Origin of the sequence: Psychromonas algicola (assembly GCF_004378355.1) — a bacterium.
Lineage (GTDB): Bacteria > Pseudomonadota > Gammaproteobacteria > Enterobacterales > Psychromonadaceae > Psychromonas.
This window is the reverse complement of the sequence record NZ_SNUB01000022.1, coordinates 1-21,807: the sequence shown is the minus strand read 5'-3', so window position 1 is coordinate 21,807 and position 21,807 is coordinate 1. Positions and strand designations below refer to the sequence as shown.

The following is a 21,807-nucleotide window of genomic DNA, read 5'->3' as shown; positions in this document are numbered from 1 at the left end:
TAGTTAAGAATTACTTCTTAGCAGCAGCTTTATCAGCTTTAACTTTTTCAATTACTGCTTCTGCTACGTTAGTAGGACAAGGCATGTAGTTTTTGAACTCCATAGAGAACTGACCACGACCTGAAGTCATTGTACGTAGAGAACCGATGTAACCAAACATTTCTGAAAGAGGTACGTCAGCTTTAATACGAACACCAGTTGCGCCCGCTTCTTGACCAGCGATCATGCCACGACGACGGTTAAGGTCACCGATAACATCACCAACGTGATCATCAGGAGTAAATACGTCTACAGACATTACTGGCTCTAGAAGTTGTGCACCTGCTTTAGGGATAGACTGACGGAATGCACCACGTGCTGCTAATTCAAATGCTACTGCAGATGAATCCACGGCATGGAAGCCACCATCGTAAAGTTCAATTTCAACGTCAAGTACAGGGAAGCCAGCTAGTACACCAGTTTCCATCATGCCTTCGAAACCTTTCTCGATTGCAGGGAAGAATTCTTTAGGTACGTTACCACCAACAACTGTTGATTTGAACGAGAAACCAGTACCTGGCTCAGCAGGCTTGATACGGTAATCGATTTTACCGAATTGACCAGAACCACCAGATTGTTTCTTATGCGTGTAAGAATCTTCAACAGCTTGTGTGATTGTTTCACGGTAAGCAACTTGAGGTTCACCTACTAGTAAGTCAACACCGTATGTACGCTTAAGGATATCAACTTTGATATCTAAGTGAAGTTCACCCATACCAGATAGGATTGTTTCGCCTGAATCTTGGTCAGTTTCAACACGGAATGTTGGATCTTCTGCAACCATTTTACCGATAGCAATACCCATTTTCTCAGTTGAACCTTTATCTTTTGGTGTAACAGAGATAGAGATTACTGGCTCAGGGAAAACCATTGCTTCTAGAATGATTGGATCTTTTGGATCACATAATGTGTGACCAGTTTGAACGTTAGTCTTCATACCCACGATAGCGATGATATCACCCGCTTGTGCAGAAGTAAGTTCGTTACGATCATCAGCTTGCATTTCACACATACGACCAACACGCTCAGTTTTACCTGTAGCAGCGTTCATGATTGTATCGCCTTTCTTCAATGTACCTGAGTAGATACGTACGAAAGTTAATGAACCGAAACGGTCATCAGTGATTTTAAATGCTAATGCTTTTAGTGATTCATCAGCAGAAACTGTTGCTACGCGACCAGTTGGTTCACCTTCTTCATCTGTAAGAGGTTGCGGATCAACATCTGTAGGACAAGGTAAGTAATCAACAACAGCATCAAGGATAAGTTGAACACCTTTGTTTTTAAATGCAGAACCACAGTAAGTTGGGAAGAAGTCCATTGTACGAGTACCAGCACGGATACAACGTTTAAGATCTTCAATTGAAGGTTCTGTACCTTCTTCTAAGTATTCCATTAGAAGGTCTTCGTCTTGCTCTAGAGCAGTTTCGATTAGTTTAATACGGTATTCTTCAACTTTATCAACCATGTCCGCAGGAACATCTTGGATAGAGTAATTTTCAGGAAGACCAGTGTCATCCCAAACGTATGCTTGACGACTTAGTAGGTCAACAACACCAACGAAATCATCTTCGATACCGATTGGTAGAACCATAACTAGTGGGTTAGCACCAAGAATGTCTTCAGTTTGCTTAACAACGCGGTAGAAATCAGCACCCATACGGTCTAATTTGTTTACGAAGATAATACGTGCAACTTCTGAGTCATTCGCATAACGCCAGTTAGTTTCTGATTGTGGTTCAACACCACCAGAACCACAGAATACACCGATACCACCATCAAGTACTTTAAGAGAACGATATACTTCAACTGTGAAGTCAACGTGTCCAGGAGTATCGATAACGTTAAAACGGTGGTCATTCCAAAAACAAGTTACAGCAGCAGACTGGATAGTAATACCGCGCTCAGCTTCCTGTTCCATGAAGTCAGTTGTAGATTCGCCATCATGTACTTCACCAGTTTTGTGGATCTGGCCTGTAAGTTTCAGGATACGTTCTGTAGTAGTGGTTTTACCCGCATCAACGTGCGCGAAAATACCAATGTTTCTGTATTTACTTAAATCTGTCATTTTTTATACTCTGTATTAAAAAAGTTGGAGGCTATATTCCCGCGGCATTATACAATTTTTGTGGTTAAACAGAACACAGAATTTAGAAAAAAGAGCAAATATGTTGCTTTTTTCGGCTTTATTTTGTGTTTTTTTACAAAAACACCTCGAAAAACAGAAAGGGCTGTCATTAAACACAGTCATTTGAAGAATAAATAAACGATATTAAGCGATCAAAACAATCGCAAATAATAAAGAAAACACAAAAGTACTCAGCGCAGTGTTTTTCAATTGTTCATTAAAAATTTCACCTTCTCGAGTTTGTTTCTTTATTTCGTTGGAAATTTGTATACAACTTTTAGCTAATGGACTTATAACTAATAAAAACAAATATTGCCAAGTTTCACTATCTTGTAAATTATAAATATAAATCACACTGGCTAGCATAGCCGTTATTAATAGTAGTAAATGATAGATAAATGCTTTTTCACGTCCTAATAAAACAACCAAGGTAATTTTATTAGCCGCTTTATCACTATAAACATCACGTATATTGTTAATGTTTAATACCGCCGCACTTAATAAACCAAGACTAACAGCAGGCAAGAATAAAGAAGCCGGTAAGGTCAGTGCTTGCAAATAAAAACAGCCTAGTACCCCTAATAAACCGAAAAACATAAAGACTGCAATATCGCCCATAGCCCGATAACCATAAGGCAGCTTACCCATGGTATAAGTAATTGCAGCAGCAATAGCCAATGCGCCTAGCCCTAAAAAGATTAACCAACTCTTTATGTCATCATCAAAAGCAATTGCCAATAATGAAAGCCCTGAAAGCAAACACAACATAGTGACTATAATAATGGCATTCTTCATCGCACGCGCACTGATTAACCCACTTTGCATTGCTCTATCTGGGCCAATACGTTGTTCATCAGCTCCAGTGAAAGCATCACCATAATCGTTAGCAAGATTAGAAAGTATTTGTAGTAACAGAGCGGTTAATAGTGACAATAAAAAAATACTAGAATCAAAAACCTGGTAGTGCACCGCTAATCCACCAGCGACAATAATAGAAGCAGCGGCTAAAGGGAGAGTGCGTAAGCGTAATGCATTGATCCAGACAGTAAATAGCTTCACTAAAAATCCTATAAAATGATGATTATTGTTAACAGTACTAGGAATAAGGTTAATATCGCGCTACATTAACAAACCTAAATGAATAAATATATAACTGGCTTATGCTTAACGCTACGCAGCAATTCCAACAACTACTATTGTTTAGTCCTAAACACGGACCGCTTCTAATACAAAATTTAACCATTCCCAATTTAACCGATAATACTCGTCACTATTTCTCATTTTCCAAACGATATCCTTATCAACATAATTTAACTTTTAAACAATTAACTCAACAATCTTCTAAAAACCATCAACAACTAACCATTTTTTCTAAATCGAAAGCGTATTATCAAGCATCGTTATCTAGCCAACAAAGCAATACAACAGCATCAAGCAACATTGACATTAATTATTACCACACACCAACACAATTACAGATAATCAAAGACGAGGTTAAGAATGCCATTATATTATGAGCAACAAGGTTCGAATGATAATCCAACACTTGTTTTTTTACATGGTTTTTTAGGTAACTGCTTAGATTGGCATACAACCATCGAGCAACTGAAAAGTGATTTCCACTGTGTTTGTATCGACCTTCCCGGCCATGGTAATTCTAGCGCAATTGATCTTTCTAAAGTCGACGGCTTTGCAAACTGTCATCAACTTATTAAATATTGCTTAAACGAATTAAACATTCAATCTTTTGTCTTTGTTGGTTATTCATTAGGTGGTCGCATCGCATTAGATTACGCGCGTAGCCAAAACGATCCTAGACTAAAGCATTTGATATTAGAGTCCACTCACCTTGGTTTGGACAACGACAAAGACAAAATGCAACGCTATCAATCCGATTTAATATGGGCAGAATGCTTTGCCACACAATCAATAGAAGACAGTTTATACGATTGGTATGACCAAACTATTTTTGATGACTTAAGTGATGCAGAAAAAGGCATGCTAATTGAAACAAGAGAAGATAATTACGGGGTTTACCTCGCCAATATGTTATTGGCAACAAGCTTAAGCCATCAGCAGTGCGCAAGACAATTTATAGCGACAACGGATTTACCGATTTCCTATTGCTATGGAGAGAAAGACAGTAAATTTAAAGAAATAGCAGATTCACTTCCACAACGAAAAAACTTAGTCATTCAAGGTTTTGCGGGTTTAGGCCACAACACTCACATTAAAAAACCCATCATCTACGCAAATAATATTAAACAGATATTAAGGTAAGCGACTAAGTTATTTTACTTACACAATGCAAATCGCATTTTTGATAGCATTTACCTATTAACTTGATTGATATAAACAATTCGTTTAAGTATTTAATTTAATGGATACTATTGAAGTTATGGCCAATGAAAAGTCGGTCATACAATACTTCAAATTATATAGAGGAACATCCAATGGTATTAGTAACAAAACAAGCACCTGATTTTACATCTGCCGCTGTACTAGGTAATGGCGAAATCGTAGATAACTTTAACTTTGCTGAATTCACAAAAGGTAAAGAAGCAGTTATCTTTTTCTACCCGCTTGATTTCACATTTGTATGTCCTTCAGAGTTAATCGCATTCGACAAACGTTTTGGTGAATTCCAAGCGCGTGGTGTTGAAGTAATTGGTGTTTCAATTGATTCACAATTCTCACACAACGCATGGCGTAACACTGCTATCAATGATGGCGGTATCGGTGCAGTTCAATACCCATTAGTTGCTGACGTTAAGCATGAAATTTGCCAAGCATTCGGTGTTGAATTTGAAGAAGCTGGTGTAGCATTACGTGCCTCTTTCTTAATCGACAAAGAAGGTGTTGTACGTCACCAAGTAGTGAACGATCTTCCATTAGGCCGTAACGTAGACGAAATGTTACGTATGGTTGATGCACTTCAATTCCACGAAGAGCACGGTGAAGTTTGTCCTGCTCAATGGGCTAAAGACAAAGCAGGTATGGACGCATCTCCAGAAGGCGTTGCAAAATACCTAGCAGCTAACTCTGACGACCTATAATAATTAACTAAATTGTTATAAATAAAAAAGGCCTCATTTGAGGCCTTTTTTGATCGTGCGAGTTAGCTTTCCGATGAGTCAGTCCAGCGCTCACTATAGGGCTAAAGACAAAGCCGATATGGACGCATCTCCAGAAGGCGTTGCAAAATACCTAGCAGCTAACTCTGACGACCTATAATAATTAACTAAATTGTTATAAATAAAAAGGCCTCATTTGAGGCCTTTTTTGATCCTGCTAATTAATATTATTTTAAAGAAGAGTAATAAGCTGCAAGGTTTGCAATATCTGCATCGCTTAACATAGCGGCTTGCGGACTCATCAACATTGACATACCACCTCCACGAACGCCGTCTTTATAGGCTTTTAAAGTAGAAACAAGGTAAGCTTCTTTTTGTCCTTTTAAGTTTGGATAAATAGGTACAGCAGACACACCTTCAGCACCGTGACATACAGCGCAAACAGCTGACTTTGCTTTACCTGCTTCGATGTCTGCTGCATTGGCAAAAAATGGAAGACATAAAAATAATGCAATTAAACTTTTGTTCATTGGAAACTCCCTCTAAAAAATGAATAACTCAAATAATAGTGTTAATTCTAATAAAATGTATATGAACTGATATGATATAAATCATTGATACAACGAAATTCCTAACATTAAACGAGACACTAATGCTAATACCCTACCAACAACTCGACGAGATGACATTAAACAATTTAATCGAACAATATATATTACGTGAAGGAACGGATTACGGATTAGTTGAATTTTCATTACAGGAAAAAACACAACAAGTGCTATTACAAATTAAGAATGAAGATATCCACATTATTTATTCAGAACTTGAAGAAAGCGTAACTCTAATCAGCAAACACGAGCTCCAAGCTGCACAAGTAGAAAAAATAAACGAATAATTTATATTGTTTTTAGATAGCGAGCGTGCATAATTAATGAATACGGTTATAAATAAACGTTGTCTATCACAAAGTTCTAATTTATAGCAGAAGTAATGGCCATATGAATTGTAGAGCTTTATAAAAAAACGATACAATTCATATATAGAATGTGTTTTAGTGAAAAATAAAAGAAATAGCGTTAGCTATTCATCACCAAAGATAAAGGGAAGTTTATGATCATTACCAAACCTCAAACCGATCCAACGTTAGAATGGTTTTTATCGCATTGTCATACTCACAAATATCCTGCAAAAAGTATGTTAATTCATGCAGGCGAGAAAGCGGATACATTGTACTTCATCGTTAAAGGTTCTGTTGCTGTTGTCATTAAAGACGAAGACGGAAAAGAAATGATTCTGTCTTACCTGAACCAAGGTGATTTCATCGGCGAATTAGGCTTATTCGATAAAGAAGAAGAGCCAATCCGTAGTGCATCTGTTAAAGCAAAATCAGCTTGTGAAGTAGCAGAAATTTCATACAAGAAATTTACACAGCTAATTACAGTTAATCCAGATATCTTAATGCGTCTTTCAAGCCAAATGGCGAACAGACTACAAGTGACTAGCCAAAAAGTGGGTAACTTAGCATTCTTAGATGTAACTGGCCGTATCGCAAACACATTGCTAGATTTAGCAAAACAACCAGATGCGATGACTCATCCAGACGGTATGCAAATCAAAATTACACGTCAAGAAATTGGTCAAATCGTGGGTTGTTCACGTGAAACTGTTGGACGTATTTTGAAAATGCTAGAAGAGCAAGGTCTTATCTCTGCTCACGGTAAAACAATCGTGGTATTTGGTACGCGTTAATTCGCATTCAAATCCCATAAAAAAACCGCTTCATTATTATAATAAAGCGGTTTTTTTGTATCCAGTGTTTGCTAATACGTATTTATACCAATCACACTAATTAACTGATCTATTTTACTTGTTAAAATAACTTATTTCTTCGTTATAAGTTTCATAAAGGAAACAACCCTTTACCTCAACTTATGCCTTGAACTAAGCCATTTTACCTGCGCAAAATTTAGAACACTTATTTAATGTAATTGGTATTAGTGTATTAATCATTACCAAACAGATCCGCTTTGATAATGTAAAGTTGATTCGAATCCACAGTATTTTTATCCAAATACTTTTGTTCTAACTTGCCCTTAGTTGACCATGTTGCAAAATCATCGTCGTTTAATACGCCTAAGTGGTGTTCATCAATCACCCACAAGCCTTCCATTTTATCGTGTGGATAAGCCACTTCATCAACCATATCAATCACTAAGGTTTTATTCACAGGTTGAATACCTTTTGCCGCTAATGCATTCCAACCATGTTTATTTGCATATTGTTCAAGCGTTAAACCATCAATCAATAAACCATGACTTGCATCGCGCGTAACAGAAGCTGAAAGCGCAACACTAGAAAGTGGCGTACCAGTGCTTAAGTCGATTCGGTAAACTTGTTTCTGTGCATTAGGATTAGCTTTTTTAGGACCACCTAAAAGGAAACTGCCATCGCGTTCAATCACTAAATATTGCTCAGCCGTTAACGTCGCAATTTCAGAGTTAGCATTTTCTGCTTTTTCTTGGCGATATAAATATTGCTCAGTGTTACCTGTATTCAAATCCACTGTCACAATACGAGTTAAATTGCCCTTTTGTGCCGCTTTATCAGGATTCTTCATGGTCGATTGCATAATGCCAACCAATGTTGATTCATCAGGCGTGATCGCCAAACCTTCCATTCCTCGGTTAGCACGGCGATGTTGAAAAACAGCTGGTAAGTTAATCTGTGTACGTTGATCGTCTTTAAACGCATTAATACGCTCAATCTCAACACCATTCTGATCAAAATGAACAATATGTGGACCGTATTCATCACTCACCCAAAAAGAACCATCTTTTAAAGCCACTAGTCCTTCGCCATCTAAACCAAAATCATCCACTTTGATAGGATTAGTCGATTTGCTATAAGGCAAACTATTATCCATTAACACCGGCGTTCCATCGGCATGATAAGGCGTTTCGCCTGTGCCGCCTAAAGCAGAAGAATTAGGTAATCCTGAAATCAACTCCCCTGTTGGTGTTTTAAGCAAAATATCTTTAACCAATGAAATAGAACCATCGTGACTCACTTCAAACAAACCAATACGTGGCACATAAGACACAACAGGAAAACTTTTCCCTTTGCCATAATCACCCGTGTAATTTGCATTCGGTCCTCGATCCGTTAACGCATAAAATTGATTAACATGTGTAGGATGAGCAGTCATCGCCGAGCCATAACCACCATTACGAATTTCAAAGGGTTGATTGGTTTTCGCATCAAGTAAATCATTGCGTAAAACCGAATAAGGTAATTCACTACTTTGACCTGAAAAACTAGCAATGAAATCAGCATTCCCTATTTTGTCTGCATGGTTGGCACAGCCAGTCATTACACTTGCCGATAATAAACTTGCGATCAATGTTTTCTTATACGTTTTTTTACTAGTTATAGCTTTACTCGTCATTGTCTTGCTCCCTGAATGAATATGGCAAGCAAACTAAACAATAAATGTGACGGTTTAATGAACTTCACGAAAGCTTGATAACCAGCAGCCTGCAAGATAAATAACCCGCCCTTTAATACCAAGCATAAAAAAAGGAGCTTTCGCCCCTTTTATCAATACAAAGTAAACATTAATCACTCAAGCGTTACTTCACAACGGCTTCTTCCGCTTGCTCTTCAGCAGGCAGATGTAAACCATCAACAATCACAGCACAAGCGGCATCACCAGTAATATTAAGCGCAGTGCGGATCATATCGAAAATTCTATCCAAGGCGAATAATAATGGTAACCCTTCAATTGGAATGCCCGCCGCTAATAACACCGCAACCACTAAGAAAGAAGGCCCAGGCACACCAGCTTGACCAATTGCACCAATAGTTGCCGTTAAGATGATCGCAATATAAGCACCAAAGCTTAAATCAATACTAAAAACTTGAGCAAAAAATACAGCGACTAATCCATAATAAATCGCATTACCGCTCATATTAATAGTGGCCCCTAAAGGTAAAACAAAAGAAGCCGTCGAATTATTAATATTTAAATCTTTTTGAACCGCATCCATAGTCACAGGCAATGTTGCCATTGAAGAAGCTGTTGACAAAGCCACCGCTTGCGGACGTTTCATCACAGACAAAAAGCGACGCGCAGACACATTCGAAAATAGCTTGATTAATAATGGATAAAAACCAAAGCCAAAAATAAGAATAGCAATGACATAAACAACGAATAACTTCATCACAACCGATAACACATCAAACCCAAAAGTCCCTACCGCTTCAGCCATCAAGCCAAACACACCAATTGGCGCGATACGCATAACCACATTAATCATCCATACAAAAGCATCAACCAAACCATTTAACGCCATCAGTAAAGGTGCCGTTTTAGCGGTATCGACTTTAGATAAAGCAATGCCTAAGAACAAACAGAAAACAAGAATTTGCAGAATATTTGCATTGTTTAATGACTGAAATACATTCGTTGGGATCATGCCTAAAACAGTCGCAAAGAACCCAGGCACTTCGCCTTTATCCGCATACTCATTTGAAAACATAGAATGCATACTCGTTAAATCAATGCCCACACCCGGTTTAAATAACTCACCTAACCCAAGCGCCAGAGCAACCGCAGCCGCAGACGTTAACATAAAGAAAATAAAAGTCGTCAAACCGATTTTTCCTGCCGCAGGACTATCACCTAAATTCGCCGCTCCTGTAATAATGGCAACCGCCACTAAAGGAATAACCAACATTTTAATGAGGTGGATAAACACAGCACCAAGTGGCGCGAACATTTCTGCACTCGGTCCCATATAAGCGCCCACCACAGTACCAATAACCATGGCGATGACCACTTGCGTGCCTATATTTGAAAACAAACTTTTATTTAATTTTATCACTGACGATCCCTTTTATTATCTTTAACAATTTTCAAGCACAAGGTACCGAATATCCTGTATTGAATACTGACAGTGATCAATAATCGCTTAACTACTTAATTTAAAATGAATACAAAGCAAAAACTTGCTAGAGTTATCAATCACAAAAGCTTAATAGCAAACCATTCACACTTAGGAATAAGCATGAAAGTATTCTTCACCCCATTACTATTAATTGCATTAACCCTGAGCTCATCACTCTCCTTTGCCATTGTTTCTCCCACACCAGAGAGCAAGATACAAAAACAAAATAACTCAGGCACCATACAAATAGGCTGGCAAGATCTGCAAGGTAAAGTTGCCCCGTATTACGACCCATTCCGCGAGTTAACGCAGAAGCAAATATACAACCTTTCTATTTATGGTCGCGTTGTAGAGCTGCAAAAAACATTACCAAATAGAGTCACTGAGAAAATGATAAAAATGGGTGAAGAAGCAAAGTCCAAACTCATAGCAGACAAGGTAGACATTGAAGGCCTCTTTGCACAGCGCGAAATCATCGTCGCAAAACGAAGAAAAGCCGCAATGGCAACCAACAGTTTATTAATCAACAGGCAAATACAAATATCAGGCTATTTACTCGCTTTAGAATTTAACGAAGGTTTAGTGACAGAGTTTTTGTTAGTACCCACAGTCGGTGCCTGTTCACACAAACCCGTTCCAGCAGCCAATCAATTAATATTGGTGAAAACCAAGCAAGCTTTTGAAGCAAGATCGCCTTATGTTCCAATCAGAGTGACTGGGACGTTACAAAGCAACCAACAGAATAAGAATCTTAATTTGGTGGATGGGAATAAGCAGATTCAAATGGCGTATTTTATTGATGATGGAATGGTGACGGAGTTATAGTTTTGTTTTGCTTAGCGCAGTGAAGGTTCATCCTAGTTCCCATGCTCCGCGTGGGAATTCATTTCTGCATTGAAGTTTAGCTCGTCTGCGCTCGTCGGATCATCTTGGTTATTATTTACAGTGGTTTCGCCCTGTCGGCGAGTTCATTTTCTTTATACGAATAAAGAAAACGGAACCAAAAGAAAATCGCCCATAACGTTTTTTATTCTGAATAAATCACAGCCTTCTTTACGCACCGCTCATACGCGGCGTCCATGCCGCGAAGTTCGCTAACAACGGCATCCATGCCTCTGCTTGCTAAAGGCAGTGATTGATTCAGAAAAACTTAATGGGAGGTTGATGTAGCCGTATTGAGTTTCATTTTTTATTAACTTATTGATATTGTTAAGCTCAACGAATAACTTCCCAATACTTTTGTAGAGGTTAAATTATGAAAAATATACAGACTAAAAACTTAGTCGACTTTGGATTATTCACACATGCAAAGGATTACTATTCAGCGGCTCAAATATTAAAAGAGAATGGCCCTAATAATCCTTATTTTATAATGCTAGCTTTATCTATTGAGTGCTTTTTGAAAAGTATTCGGACAAAGATTGAATGGAATGATTCAGTTGCAATAAAGGTAAACCATACAAAGAAAACACATGACCTATCAAAGATTTTTCATAAGATAGAGATAAACCATCCATTAGATGCAGAGTATTTAAAAAATAAATATGAAATTCAATATTCACGCTCACTAAAGCAAGATATAGAATTGAATAAAACCGTTTTTACCGATAGGCGTTATCCATATTCGGCAAAAGGTGGTATTCCCGAAGTCCCATTACATTCTAATGATGAAGGACTACGCATACCTAAAGATAAAAAAGATAAAATTAATATTGCAGTTTATGTTAAAGAATTAGAGGCTGTTGCGAAGTTTCTGTCCGATGTACTTTCAAAGTATATTGATTGAAACAAAAAAAGATCAGCCTAGTTCCGATAGTCTCCGAGAGGTTTATCTGCACCAAAGGTTAACTCGTCTTCGCTCGTCGGATCATGTTGATGGTTATTTACAGTGATTTCGCCCTGTCGGCGACTTTACTTTTTCTTGGTCAGAAGAAAAAGTAAGCAAAAAGACTGACACCGAATCGCTTTCTAATCCAAACCATGGTGAACTTTCTTAACGCACCAGTTCATACGGCACGTCCCTGTGCCGGATGAACTTACAGCAAACGTCCTGTTTGCTGTTGCTGAAAGTTATCCATCGTTTGGGAAAGCTCAACGGTGGAGTGTTGTAGCCGCGTTGAGTTAAGTCCTCATGTAACTTTCTAATTTGATTCTCAAAAACTAAAATACTTAATCAATTCCCCATAAGCGATTTAAATCAATATCATCGCTATAAGGTCTGCTTTCCTCATTTTTCAAATAATCAACTTGCATTACTATTGGCAAGTCAAAAGCCGCACCTGTAACAACACAGCTACCTTTAGATAAATTGGGAATTAAGCTTTTTGACATCTTATCCAACGTACTTATTGTATTATCGATTAAGAATAAATCCCTATCATTCACTAGCTTGTGTATAAAAAAGTTATGGAGTTGAGACATGATCGTTGGTGAAATATCTGCAGGTCGTTGGCTAGATAATGTTAAAAACATCCCAAACTTTCTCCCTTCTTTAATTATCTCTTCAAACATCTCAAGCCGGTAATCTTTCCAACTCTCGTGCTCACGGGTAGATTGCTGAGATAGAATATTATGAGCCTCATCAATTATAAAATGAAGCGTTTTGTCTGGTTTTATCGCTACTGTATCTCTGTGGTTTTGGTAAAACATTTTAGCTAACAACAGAGGGATAATTTTTTTTGTTTTCTGGTTGCAATCTCTTAAAGAAATTACGCTTAATAGTTTGAAATTCACTTCATTATTATCTGTAATACTAAAAACTTTATCTAGATCCTTAATCGCTGATTCCACTCTCTTTAACAAGGGTTGAATATGTTCAAATTGAATATGCCCAAATAAAAGGTCTCTTAATAATTGAATATTTATGCGAATAATAAGTTCATTGAAAGGGTTTAGTGTAGTGGTATTTATAGTATTTAATATTGGTCGTAAATATTGATTAAACCCTGCATTATTTTCATAAAATTCCCACCCGGGTCCAGCAACATTATCACATGCAAATTTATTTTTATTATCATACCAAAAAATTTTTTCTAACTTATCTATTAAAGCATCTGATTTTAAGTTTTTAGCAATGACCTTTAATTGAATTAAAGCTTCTCTATCCTGTGCGGTATTTACAAAACATAGATGAAAAGTGCTAATAATATAATTTTTTAAACTATCTTGTTTTCCTACATGTTCTGCTCTTTTTTCGATAATTCTATTTAAAAATGGAGTTTGTGTATTTGCGGTCGCTTGAAACAATAAGGCTAATATTTCAGTGTTCCAGATATGAGAACTTGGCAATGGAAACTTGTTATCGTTTGTTGCTTCATTTACAGCCCTTCTTCCTGTACTAAGTTTGTATACTTTTTTATTTACAGGGTTTTTAATAAGCTGGTTACCCGTATATTCACCATTAAAATCAATTAATAAAAACTGGCTTTTATCTAGTAACTTATCTTCATAATTATTAAATAGTTCAGAGTACAATTTTGTGAGGGTATTCGACTTCCCACTTCCCGTGTTGCCAAAAACACCTATATGGCTATTAAAAACTTTATTCCACGGGAGAGATATCGGAGTATCTTCTTTTAACATCTTACCTATGCTAAAAGAACCATCCGAACCTTGATTAAAAATACTAATAACTTGGTTTTCATTTAATAAATAAGCTTTATCTTTGATCATCGGCATTAACTTAATACCATCATTGAATTTATACTGCTCAAAGTAGCCAATGGGTTTAACTTCTATTTTTCTAATATATTGTATTTTATTTTCTTCTCGTTCAAAGTATTTTTCATCTAAGTATTCCCCTTCGATAATACAAACTATTAAACAAAAACCTCTTTTAATTCCAATATATTCACGTATTGAAACACCTTTATATTTTTTACCATCATAAAATAATGTTTCTAGATTTGATTCATCATAAATACGCAATGTGACTTGCATTCCTTTGACAGCAACAACCTCTCCAACATTAATCTTCATTTATTTTTTCCCTAAGAACATCAGCATTGAACACAACATCATTGAATTTCTCAAAGTCCAAATTCCCATCTTTTAATGAAACAAGCTCTACGTTAATATAACCATTAAATTTTTTCTCCATTGATTTTCTTTCTTGTTCATTAAAGCAACAAACATAAACTTTCAATTTCCGATTAGAGAGTGAGCGTTCAATTAATTTTAATATGTGTTCGTCAGCAAAAGAAAAAGCAAAACTGATAAGAATAGAATTAGGCTCTTCAAGTTGATAGCTAAGAAGACGAAGCATTTGATAATAATGCTCTTCAAATACTGTCTCGTGAAATTTCCATTTTGTTGGGTTTACAATAGGTAGCTTGTTATAGCTTTCCCAAAAAGTATCTATAACATCATTATCTAATGTTATATCTATCCTTAAAACATCTGCGGTATTTTTAGTAGCATCATTTAGAATACTTTCTAAATGATGAAGATAAGGTTCTGCAACTTCAGGAATAACAACTCCTGTCTCAGTTAATGCATAGTCAACGATTATACTGTCCTCATGTTTTCTCCAATATGCAGAGCCATGCATATTAATTAAATTAATTTGAGGGATATCAGAAACATTTTTGCCAAAAACCCCCGACTTGCAAACATAGTTATTGAAGTTTTTCGCAGCGAGTATTTTTTCTAGAAAACCACTAGAACCATCGTTAATATAAAAATCTAACTTTCCTTTTTTTATTAGCCTATCTGCAACTAATGGAATACACCCGTCATAATTAGTAGTGAATAAATTACACCTTTTTGAAAAGTCACTTTTCTGTTGTAATAAACGTATAACCGAATCAATAAATTTTTCATAGTTATCAATTACTTCTTTCTTTTTACATTTAGATGCATCATCCGGAGAGGTTATGTCTTCAACTAACAAATCATTTATCTTAAATTTACAAACAGGCTCAATTATTTTTTTATAATAATACATAAATAATAAAGCATGCAGTTCTTGTTTCCCTGCCTGATCTAATTTTGTTGCTAATGTTTCTATCGTTTCTTCTTTTGTATCATCGTCCGAGTTTTTTAGGGATAACCATAGAGTAGGAAATAAACCATTTGATGCCCCTGCACCTATAAGAAAGTTTAATTTATGCTGATAAATATCTTTTAAAGGTATGTTTTCCATTTAGTTAAAGTCCCTATTTACAGTTTAAGCGATTAAATTTTAGATGAATGAAATACCGTATCAGTCATGTAAAATAACAACCATATTATCATCAAAATATATAATAAAAATCCTCTACTCTATAAATATACAAAAAGAAATAAAAAACCAGGGAATCAATAAATGCCTTTAGCAAGTAAAGGTAGCGAATGATACGACAGTATCGAGTTTATGAGCAGCCGTTGTTAGCGAACGTCGCGTATGAGCTGTGCGTTAAGAAGGTAGTTATTACTTTATTTTCAAAGAGTAGATCAAAAAACGAATCGAAGGGCGAGTTATGCGACAGCATAGTTTCACGAGCGGATTAAGCTCTGCTTATCCTGTTCCATCTTTTTGCTTGTTGTGGGTAAAAAGCCTCTTCTGACAAGAAAAAGTAGACTCGCCGACATGGCGAAACACCAAGTTATTATAATTCGTAAAGATCCGACGAGCGCAGACGAGCCTAAAAGGAAATCGAAACCTTAAACGCTATCTTTAATCAACCAACGTATATTTGTTTGAGAAGTGGTGACATAACCATTTGTATAGGTTGAATGCGGTCATGCTTTTAGTTGTGGGTAAGCCATCTGCATCTAAAAAGGATTCGCCTTTAAAGGTGATCACCCCGTGTTGTTCTGACACACTTTCTACCTTAATACCTTCAATAAAATCTTCATGCTCTGGTAACTGTGCATTGGCTAGTTTAATAATGTCAGCCATGTTGATTTCTTGTTTTTTATCGCTCATTAAAAACTTATTTCTTTCATATTCATCAACCTTACAAGCCAAAATAAAATATAAGTAGGTACTTTTCCATTAATCAGAGAATTTAAAATTAAACATATGATTACTCAAACAAATAATACCTCGTAATGTACATACAGGGTTCGCGCTGAAGTCTAGGTCATTACCAGGATATTGTTCTTGAATACGATAAATATATTGGAGCATATTTTTATCACTAATATTATTATTATCCACTCTTAAAGCAACAATTTGATCTAAATCGCCAAGAGGAGATAAATCTTCAATTTCATTGCCGCTTAAAAATAGCGTATTAATATTTTTATTACTTTTTAAAAAGCTAATATCTTTTATACCACTATTTATTAGTACTAATATTTGTATATTCTCTATGTTCTGAAGAGCTTCAAGATTCTTTAATTTATTATTAGATAACCCAAGCTCAATAAGATGTGTATGACCACTGAGAAAAGAAAGATCACTCACTTTATTACCCATCAACATAATAGAGCTTAACTTGCTAAATTTACTGAGTACAGATGCATCACTGATGGCATTTTTACTCAGAATAATCCTGTTAAGCCGAGTTAAAGAGCCAAGCTCTTCTATATCCTCAATATGGTTATTGCCTAACTCTAAATTAGATAACCTTTTAGCATTTTTTAAATTTGGAATATGATGCACATTGTTTGAGTTAAGGTTAATGCGGGTTAGTTTTGGCAACTTATTAATAAATGAAATATCTTGTATTTTATTGCCTTCAAGATCTATCTTTTTTAAGTTAGTTTGCTCTTTCGCAAGAGATAGCTGTTTAAGACTGTTTCCTCGCAGATTTAACTCAGTTAAATTTCCTAGGGAGTTTAATGAAAATGAGCCTGCAATCTTATTATATTCAAGATTCACTTCTTTCAGATGACTCATGCTTTCAAGTATTGAAATATTGCTTAATAATCCGCTTTTCTTTCTTTTACCTTTAACATAGAGTTTCTCTAATTTTTTCATATCAACAATAAAAGAGAGATCTTTAACATCACTGTAATTTACTGTTAGCTTCTCCATATTAATTAATCTAGATAATGGGGCGTAATAACTATCTTTAGCTAACTGTGACAACGTTGAATTCGATTTTTTACTCGGTTTTACGCCGGTTAAGTCCAACTCTTTTAATTTAGTTAAACCTTGCAACGGCAAAAGGCTTTTTAATGGGTGGTACTTCAATTTTAATTTTTCTAAATTTGTACAATACTGCAAAAAATCGACTTCTTGCGCGCCGTAGTATGCGCGTCTTACCGACAAATCAAGCTCTACAATTTTCGCAAGATCTGAACTAGTTATTCCTCCTTGCTTCTTTTTAAGGGCTTTTCTGACGGTGTACTCAATTGATGCATTAGGAAAAATGATCACTTCATTGTCCGTCTTTATTGGGTTACTAATACCTTCAAAAATATTGGCCGACACTGTTTTTAATACTTTTTCATCACGTAGTCTAAATTTACCACGAAGTATTTCTTTTAATTTTTCTGTATTATTTTCTTTTGCAGCATTTTGAACGCTAGAATTAGCTGCAGGGTTTGATGAATAGGTGAAATTTTTTACTTTAGAAAACGCAAGGATCTCATTGTAATTACCAATAAAATTTTGTATCACTGAAAAGGTTTCTAAATGATTAAGTGGCTTTAAAGCAGAGATACTTACTATTTTATTTTTACTCAGTTCTAACGTTTTTAACTTTGAAAGATAGCTTAAAGCAGAAACATCCATTATTTCATTGTCATTTAAGTCTAGATTTTGAAGTTCAGTTAATCCTTTTAACGCTGAAACGTCAGTAATTTTATTTCCGTTTAACTTTAATTCTTTTAACTTTGTCAGGTTAGTTAATGGCGACAGGTCAGAAATGTTATTTTCTACATGCGGCGCATATTTGTTTGTTTTTGCAAAGCCTAAGTTAAGATATTCTAAATTGGTTAATTTCGCTAAAGCATCGATATACCAAATAGAGTCATTGGCCAAGCTCAATCTTTTTAAACTTGTTAAATTAGCCAGACCATCAAGCTTATCCTTTCCTTTTTTTAGCTTTAATTTATTGGCGTTGAGTGTTTCAAGGTATTTAAGGTTTGCTAATGGTTTAAGGTTATTAACTTTTGAACTAGACAAGTTAAGATTTTTTAATTGTGCAAAATGTTCAATGCCAGATAAAAATGAGATTGAATAATTGAGATTTAAATACTCAATATAACTGACATGATGATTATATAAAATCCCCTCAGGTTTATTGATAAGCAGACGAACATGGTGCTCAAATTTTGAATCATAAAACTTTATTTGACGCTTTGATGGACTCTTTTTAATGTTGTCTTTGATTCTTTTAATATAATTTTCCGCAGCTTTGGTAGTTAAAGCATAATGAGATGTTAATTCTTTTTTGGCGAGATCACTTTTATCATCAACAACTAAGGTATATATGTTCTTTTCAAAGTTCAGCGGATGAATTAAATTATTGTTTTCGTCTCTTTCTTCTACATGTAATTTTAAATTTACAGGATCGTAAAACTCTGGACTAGGAATCACATCTCCTTGTTCATAAACTTCCCCATTAAATTTTAAGTCGTTAATATAACGTTTTTCATACAACAGTTTTTGCTTACCATGTTCAGGATAATGGATCACTTTAGATTTGGTTACGATACGAAGGTTGTTATAACCATTGCTTTTAGCAGGCAATATTTGGATAGAAGACTTCCCTTCTTCACGTATTCTTTTTTTTGAATTAGTGTGATTAGAGGAACAAAACGAATCTCCACGATTCATGTTATATGACATTGGCAATGAGTTTAAAACAGGGATTAATTTTTTATCATCAATCACAAACAAACTCAGCTTATCGTCCCTAGAATCCGTAAATACGCATGAGTGAGATTCAGTATTAAATCCTAATCTGACACCAACGGCTCTAACGGTATCTGTCAACATATAAGGAGCAATATCTAACCACATCTTATTTTTGCTGATGTTTTGCGCCTCATACTCACTAAGAAAGATCTCATACTTTGCAAGTATCTCGCGCTTTTTATTCGACACATCTATGATAGAGACAACTAAAATTTTGTTGGGGAAATCAGTATCTCCATGATAAATATCGATAATAATCGAAGAAAGCAATTGATTTTTATTAGTAGGATGCCATTTACAAGCTGAGTCAAACACTTCTGAATGGTCAAACTCTGCATCAATAGAAGAATAAATAAGGTTTTGAATAGCGAGACTACAGCCAGATTGTTTTGCAACAGCAATATTGCTATAAAAAAAAGAACAAACTTGAATTAGAATGGTTAAAAGGATTGTTTTTTTCATCAAATATCACCGTTATTTATTAATAAAAACCATCATAGCTTGGTAAAAAAGAGGAATTATATTAAAAATATAATCTAAGTTTTACGCTGGCAAAATGGCTCAACTGGAGTATAAATTGACGTAAATGGCAGTGTCTTTTATTTCATGATGGTGCTTAACACTTAGCTTTAAAGGAAAAGTATAAAAACTTAATTTAAAAGCAATTTAATGACAACATTATCAATAAGAATTTAAAGTTTCAATATTTAACTTATCAACAACATTTTGCCAACAAAAAAGGAGCCTAAACTCCTTTACTAGATAAAATAAGTAGTCTCTACGAAAGAACCAAGCCTTTTGTAAGTCCTCTTCAATCAACCAAGGTGTATTTATTTGAGAAATGGTGACATAACCATTTGTATAGATTAAATGCAGTCATGCTTTTTGCGGTTGGTAGACCATCTGCATCTAAAAAGGATTCGCCTTTAAAGGTGATCACGCCGTGTTGTTCTGACACACTTTCTACCTTAATACCTTCAATAAAATCTTCGTGCTCTGGTAATTGGGCATTAGCTAGTTTGATAATATCTGTGCTGTTAATTGTTTGTTTATCATCACTCATTGGTTTATTCCTGTAGTGAGTATTTATAGGTATTATATTACATAGAGTCGCAGGTAAACCGCAAGCTAAAGCAAACAACCGCTAAATAACAAAAATCACCAATATTACACAAGTCAATATTTTCAATAATCGAGTATTGTACAGCCACTTTATAAAATTAATTAACAATACGAAACTCAATGTGGCTGCGATAACTCTCCCGTTGAGTTTTTCTGAATCAATGACTGTCTTTAGCAAGCTAAGGCAAGGAAGCCATTGCTAGCGAACTTCGCGACATGGACGTCGCATATGAGCGGTGCGTAAAGAAGGCTGCCATTACTTTACTTGCAAAAAAGTAGATTAAAAAATGATTCGGGAACAGTCTTTTTGCGTGCTGTGGGTAAAAGGTTTCTGCTGTTCAGAAAAAGTAGAGTCGCCGACAGGGCGAAAATACAGCTAATAATAATAAATCAACCTTGATGAGCGCAGACGAAAAACGCTTCAATAACTTAGATCATACTTTAACAATCAATTATTCCTGTTCAACGAATAAATAACAAAAATTGCCCTAATTATGCGAATCTGCGCTTTTAAAATAGTAGAAATCTAATATGCTACGACATTAAAAATCTAACTTCCCCCTAAGGAATCTTTCACATGAAACTCAAAGATCACGTCTACTTAATGGCTGACTATAACCAATGGATGAATCAGAAAGTATACGAAGCTGTGGGTGCAATGACACCAGAAAAACTGCATCAAGATCAGGGTGCCTTTTTTGGTTCTATCTTTGCGTCATTAAATCATATCTGTGTGGGTGATACGTTATGGTTAAAACGATTTGAATCTGTATTACACAGTTATGATGCTTATGCGCCTATTGCAGCGTTAGACATGCCTGAAACGCTTGATATATTTCTTGCTAATAACTTTATCGACCTTAAAGATCGTCGCGTATTATTAGATGAAGCATTATTGGAATTAGCGAGTTTATTAACTGACGAAGAGTTGCTACAACCTATTAGTTACCAAAACAGCAAAGGCGTTGCATCAAAGAAGACTTTGTTTAACCTGTTAATGCACGTGTTTAATCATCAAACACATCATAGAGGCCAAGTGACTACTTTACTTAGCCAATCAGGCATTGATATAGGTGTAACTGATTTAGTATTTATACAACCGAATGTAAATTAATAGCGATTGCGTTAATACCAATCTGTAAAATTAACTGGTCAGTTTCATCCAGTCTCTAAAGCACATGCTTTTTACTCTTAGAGGGATGCTGACAAAGTCATTCCATGCCTTACATACTTCATCAACAATATTGTCATAGCCTTTAAAACTTCGGTTAGCTAGATGATGTTGCCTTAACCAGCTCCACACTTGTTCTATTGGATTTAGTTCCGGTGAATATGGTGGCAGTTTTATTATTGAAACGTTATCCAAGTCTGCATCAATATTATCAACATGCCAACCTGCACCATCCATAATAACAATGGCATGTCTATTACAGACTGTCGCTTTGGATATCTGTAATAAATGTGCTTTCATAATCTCTTTATTAACAAATGGAACAACCATCGCCTCGCTAGCACCATTCGTTACACAGACTGAACCAAATAGGTATGCATACTCAAATTGTTGCTGCTTTACTGCTCTTGGCCGACTGCCTGTTTCTGCCCATAATCGTGTTGTTGTGTTTTGTTGGCCAAATCTCGCTTCATCTTGAAGCCATATATCAACAGACTCTAACGCAATATGTCCTGGGATCTTAAGGATCGTTT

General features: G+C 35.6%; 19 protein-coding genes. 8 read left to right on the top strand and 11 right to left on the bottom strand.

Translation table 11 applies throughout. From position 1 onward, the window contains the following. Positions 1-10: 10 nt before the first annotated feature. Positions 11-2,107 carry an elongation factor G gene (gene fusA, locus E2R67_RS11440; RefSeq protein WP_134291088.1) on the bottom strand — a complete coding sequence of 699 codons (2,097 nt, stop codon included), beginning with the start codon at positions 2,105-2,107 and terminating at the stop codon, positions 11-13. A 204-nt stretch (positions 2,108-2,311) separates the two neighbouring features. After that, positions 2,312-3,226, bottom strand: coding sequence for a 1,4-dihydroxy-2-naphthoate octaprenyltransferase (menA, locus tag E2R67_RS11435; RefSeq protein WP_134291087.1), 915 nt, complete (start codon positions 3,224-3,226; stop codon positions 2,312-2,314). Positions 3,227-3,327: 101 nt separating this feature from the next. Between menA and E2R67_RS11430 the strand changes: the two genes are divergently transcribed. From E2R67_RS11430 to E2R67_RS11420, 3 genes are all read left to right on the top strand, one after another. After that, positions 3,328-3,684, top strand: coding sequence for a hypothetical protein (locus tag E2R67_RS11430; RefSeq protein WP_134291086.1), 357 nt, complete (start codon positions 3,328-3,330; stop codon positions 3,682-3,684). Continuing rightward, complete coding sequence (gene menH / locus E2R67_RS11425) at positions 3,668-4,447, top strand: 2-succinyl-6-hydroxy-2,4-cyclohexadiene-1-carboxylate synthase (RefSeq protein ID WP_134291085.1); 780 nt, start codon at positions 3,668-3,670, stop codon at positions 4,445-4,447. Before E2R67_RS11430 ends, menH begins: the two co-directional genes overlap by 17 nt. A gap of 173 nt (positions 4,448-4,620) precedes the next feature. Beyond that, on the top strand, positions 4,621-5,223 hold the full coding sequence (locus E2R67_RS11420) for a peroxiredoxin C (RefSeq protein ID WP_134291084.1): 603 nt from the start codon (positions 4,621-4,623) through the stop codon (positions 5,221-5,223). Positions 5,224-5,468: 245 nt separating this feature from the next. Here E2R67_RS11420 and E2R67_RS11410 read toward each other — a convergent pair whose 3' ends face one another. After that, complete coding sequence (locus E2R67_RS11410) at positions 5,469-5,771, bottom strand: c-type cytochrome (protein WP_134291083.1); 303 nt, start codon at positions 5,769-5,771, stop codon at positions 5,469-5,471. A gap of 122 nt (positions 5,772-5,893) precedes the next feature. Between E2R67_RS11410 and E2R67_RS11405 the strand changes: the two genes are divergently transcribed. Continuing rightward, the gene (locus tag E2R67_RS11405; RefSeq protein ID WP_134291082.1) at positions 5,894-6,136 is read left to right on the top strand and encodes a YheU family protein; all 243 of its coding nucleotides are present in this window, start codon (positions 5,894-5,896) and stop codon (positions 6,134-6,136) included. A 215-nt stretch (positions 6,137-6,351) separates the two neighbouring features. Continuing rightward, a complete protein-coding gene (crp, locus tag E2R67_RS11400; RefSeq protein ID WP_134291081.1) occupies positions 6,352-6,990 on the top strand; it encodes a cAMP-activated global transcriptional regulator CRP in 639 nt (212 codons plus the stop codon). Positions 6,991-7,243: 253 nt separating this feature from the next. Here crp and E2R67_RS11395 read toward each other — a convergent pair whose 3' ends face one another. Together E2R67_RS11395 and E2R67_RS11390 are read right to left on the bottom strand one after the other, a co-directional pair. Beyond that, positions 7,244-8,686 carry an esterase-like activity of phytase family protein gene (locus tag E2R67_RS11395; RefSeq protein ID WP_134291080.1) on the bottom strand — a complete coding sequence of 481 codons (1,443 nt, stop codon included), beginning with the start codon at positions 8,684-8,686 and terminating at the stop codon, positions 7,244-7,246. A 184-nt stretch (positions 8,687-8,870) separates the two neighbouring features. Further along, entirely contained in the window at positions 8,871-10,067 is a 1,197-nt protein-coding gene (locus tag E2R67_RS11390; protein WP_445177040.1) for a dicarboxylate/amino acid:cation symporter, read from the bottom strand. 240 nt (positions 10,068-10,307) lie between these two features. Here E2R67_RS11390 and E2R67_RS11385 point away from each other — a divergent pair, with 240 nt between their 5' ends. Together E2R67_RS11385 and E2R67_RS11380 are read left to right on the top strand one after the other, a co-directional pair. Beyond that, positions 10,308-11,012, top strand: coding sequence for a DUF3299 domain-containing protein (locus tag E2R67_RS11385; RefSeq protein ID WP_166739375.1), 705 nt, complete (start codon positions 10,308-10,310; stop codon positions 11,010-11,012). Positions 11,013-11,442: 430 nt separating this feature from the next. Beyond that, a complete protein-coding gene (locus E2R67_RS11380; protein WP_134291078.1) occupies positions 11,443-11,973 on the top strand; it encodes a hypothetical protein in 531 nt (176 codons plus the stop codon). A 383-nt stretch (positions 11,974-12,356) separates the two neighbouring features. Here E2R67_RS11380 and E2R67_RS11375 read toward each other — a convergent pair whose 3' ends face one another. The 5 genes from E2R67_RS11375 to E2R67_RS11355 form a co-directional block, all read right to left on the bottom strand. Beyond that, on the bottom strand, positions 12,357-14,165 hold the full coding sequence (locus E2R67_RS11375; protein ID WP_134291077.1) for an ATP-binding protein: 1,809 nt from the start codon (positions 14,163-14,165) through the stop codon (positions 12,357-12,359). Further along, positions 14,155-15,330 carry a hypothetical protein gene (locus E2R67_RS11370; RefSeq protein WP_134291076.1) on the bottom strand — a complete coding sequence of 392 codons (1,176 nt, stop codon included), beginning with the start codon at positions 15,328-15,330 and terminating at the stop codon, positions 14,155-14,157. Before E2R67_RS11370 ends, E2R67_RS11375 begins: the two co-directional genes overlap by 11 nt. A 513-nt stretch (positions 15,331-15,843) precedes the next feature. After that, a complete protein-coding gene (locus E2R67_RS11365; protein WP_134291075.1) occupies positions 15,844-16,095 on the bottom strand; it encodes a DUF2498 family protein in 252 nt (83 codons plus the stop codon). Between the two features lie 69 nt (positions 16,096-16,164). Continuing rightward, entirely contained in the window at positions 16,165-19,443 is a 3,279-nt protein-coding gene (locus tag E2R67_RS11360; protein ID WP_134291074.1) for a leucine-rich repeat domain-containing protein, read from the bottom strand. 349 nt (positions 19,444-19,792) lie between these two features. Then, positions 19,793-20,044, bottom strand: a complete 252-nt coding sequence (locus tag E2R67_RS11355; protein ID WP_134291073.1) for a DUF2498 family protein — start codon at positions 20,042-20,044, stop codon at positions 19,793-19,795. Positions 20,045-20,680: 636 nt separating this feature from the next. Between E2R67_RS11355 and E2R67_RS11350 the strand changes: the two genes are divergently transcribed. Continuing rightward, positions 20,681-21,217: a DinB family protein gene (locus tag E2R67_RS11350; RefSeq protein ID WP_134291072.1), complete on the top strand. Its 537-nt coding sequence runs from the start codon at positions 20,681-20,683 to the stop codon at positions 21,215-21,217. Positions 21,218-21,247: 30 nt separating this feature from the next. Here E2R67_RS11350 and E2R67_RS11345 read toward each other — a convergent pair. Further along, on the bottom strand, positions 21,248-21,807 hold a 560-nt coding region (locus tag E2R67_RS11345), incomplete at its 5' end, for an IS630 family transposase (RefSeq protein ID WP_134291071.1).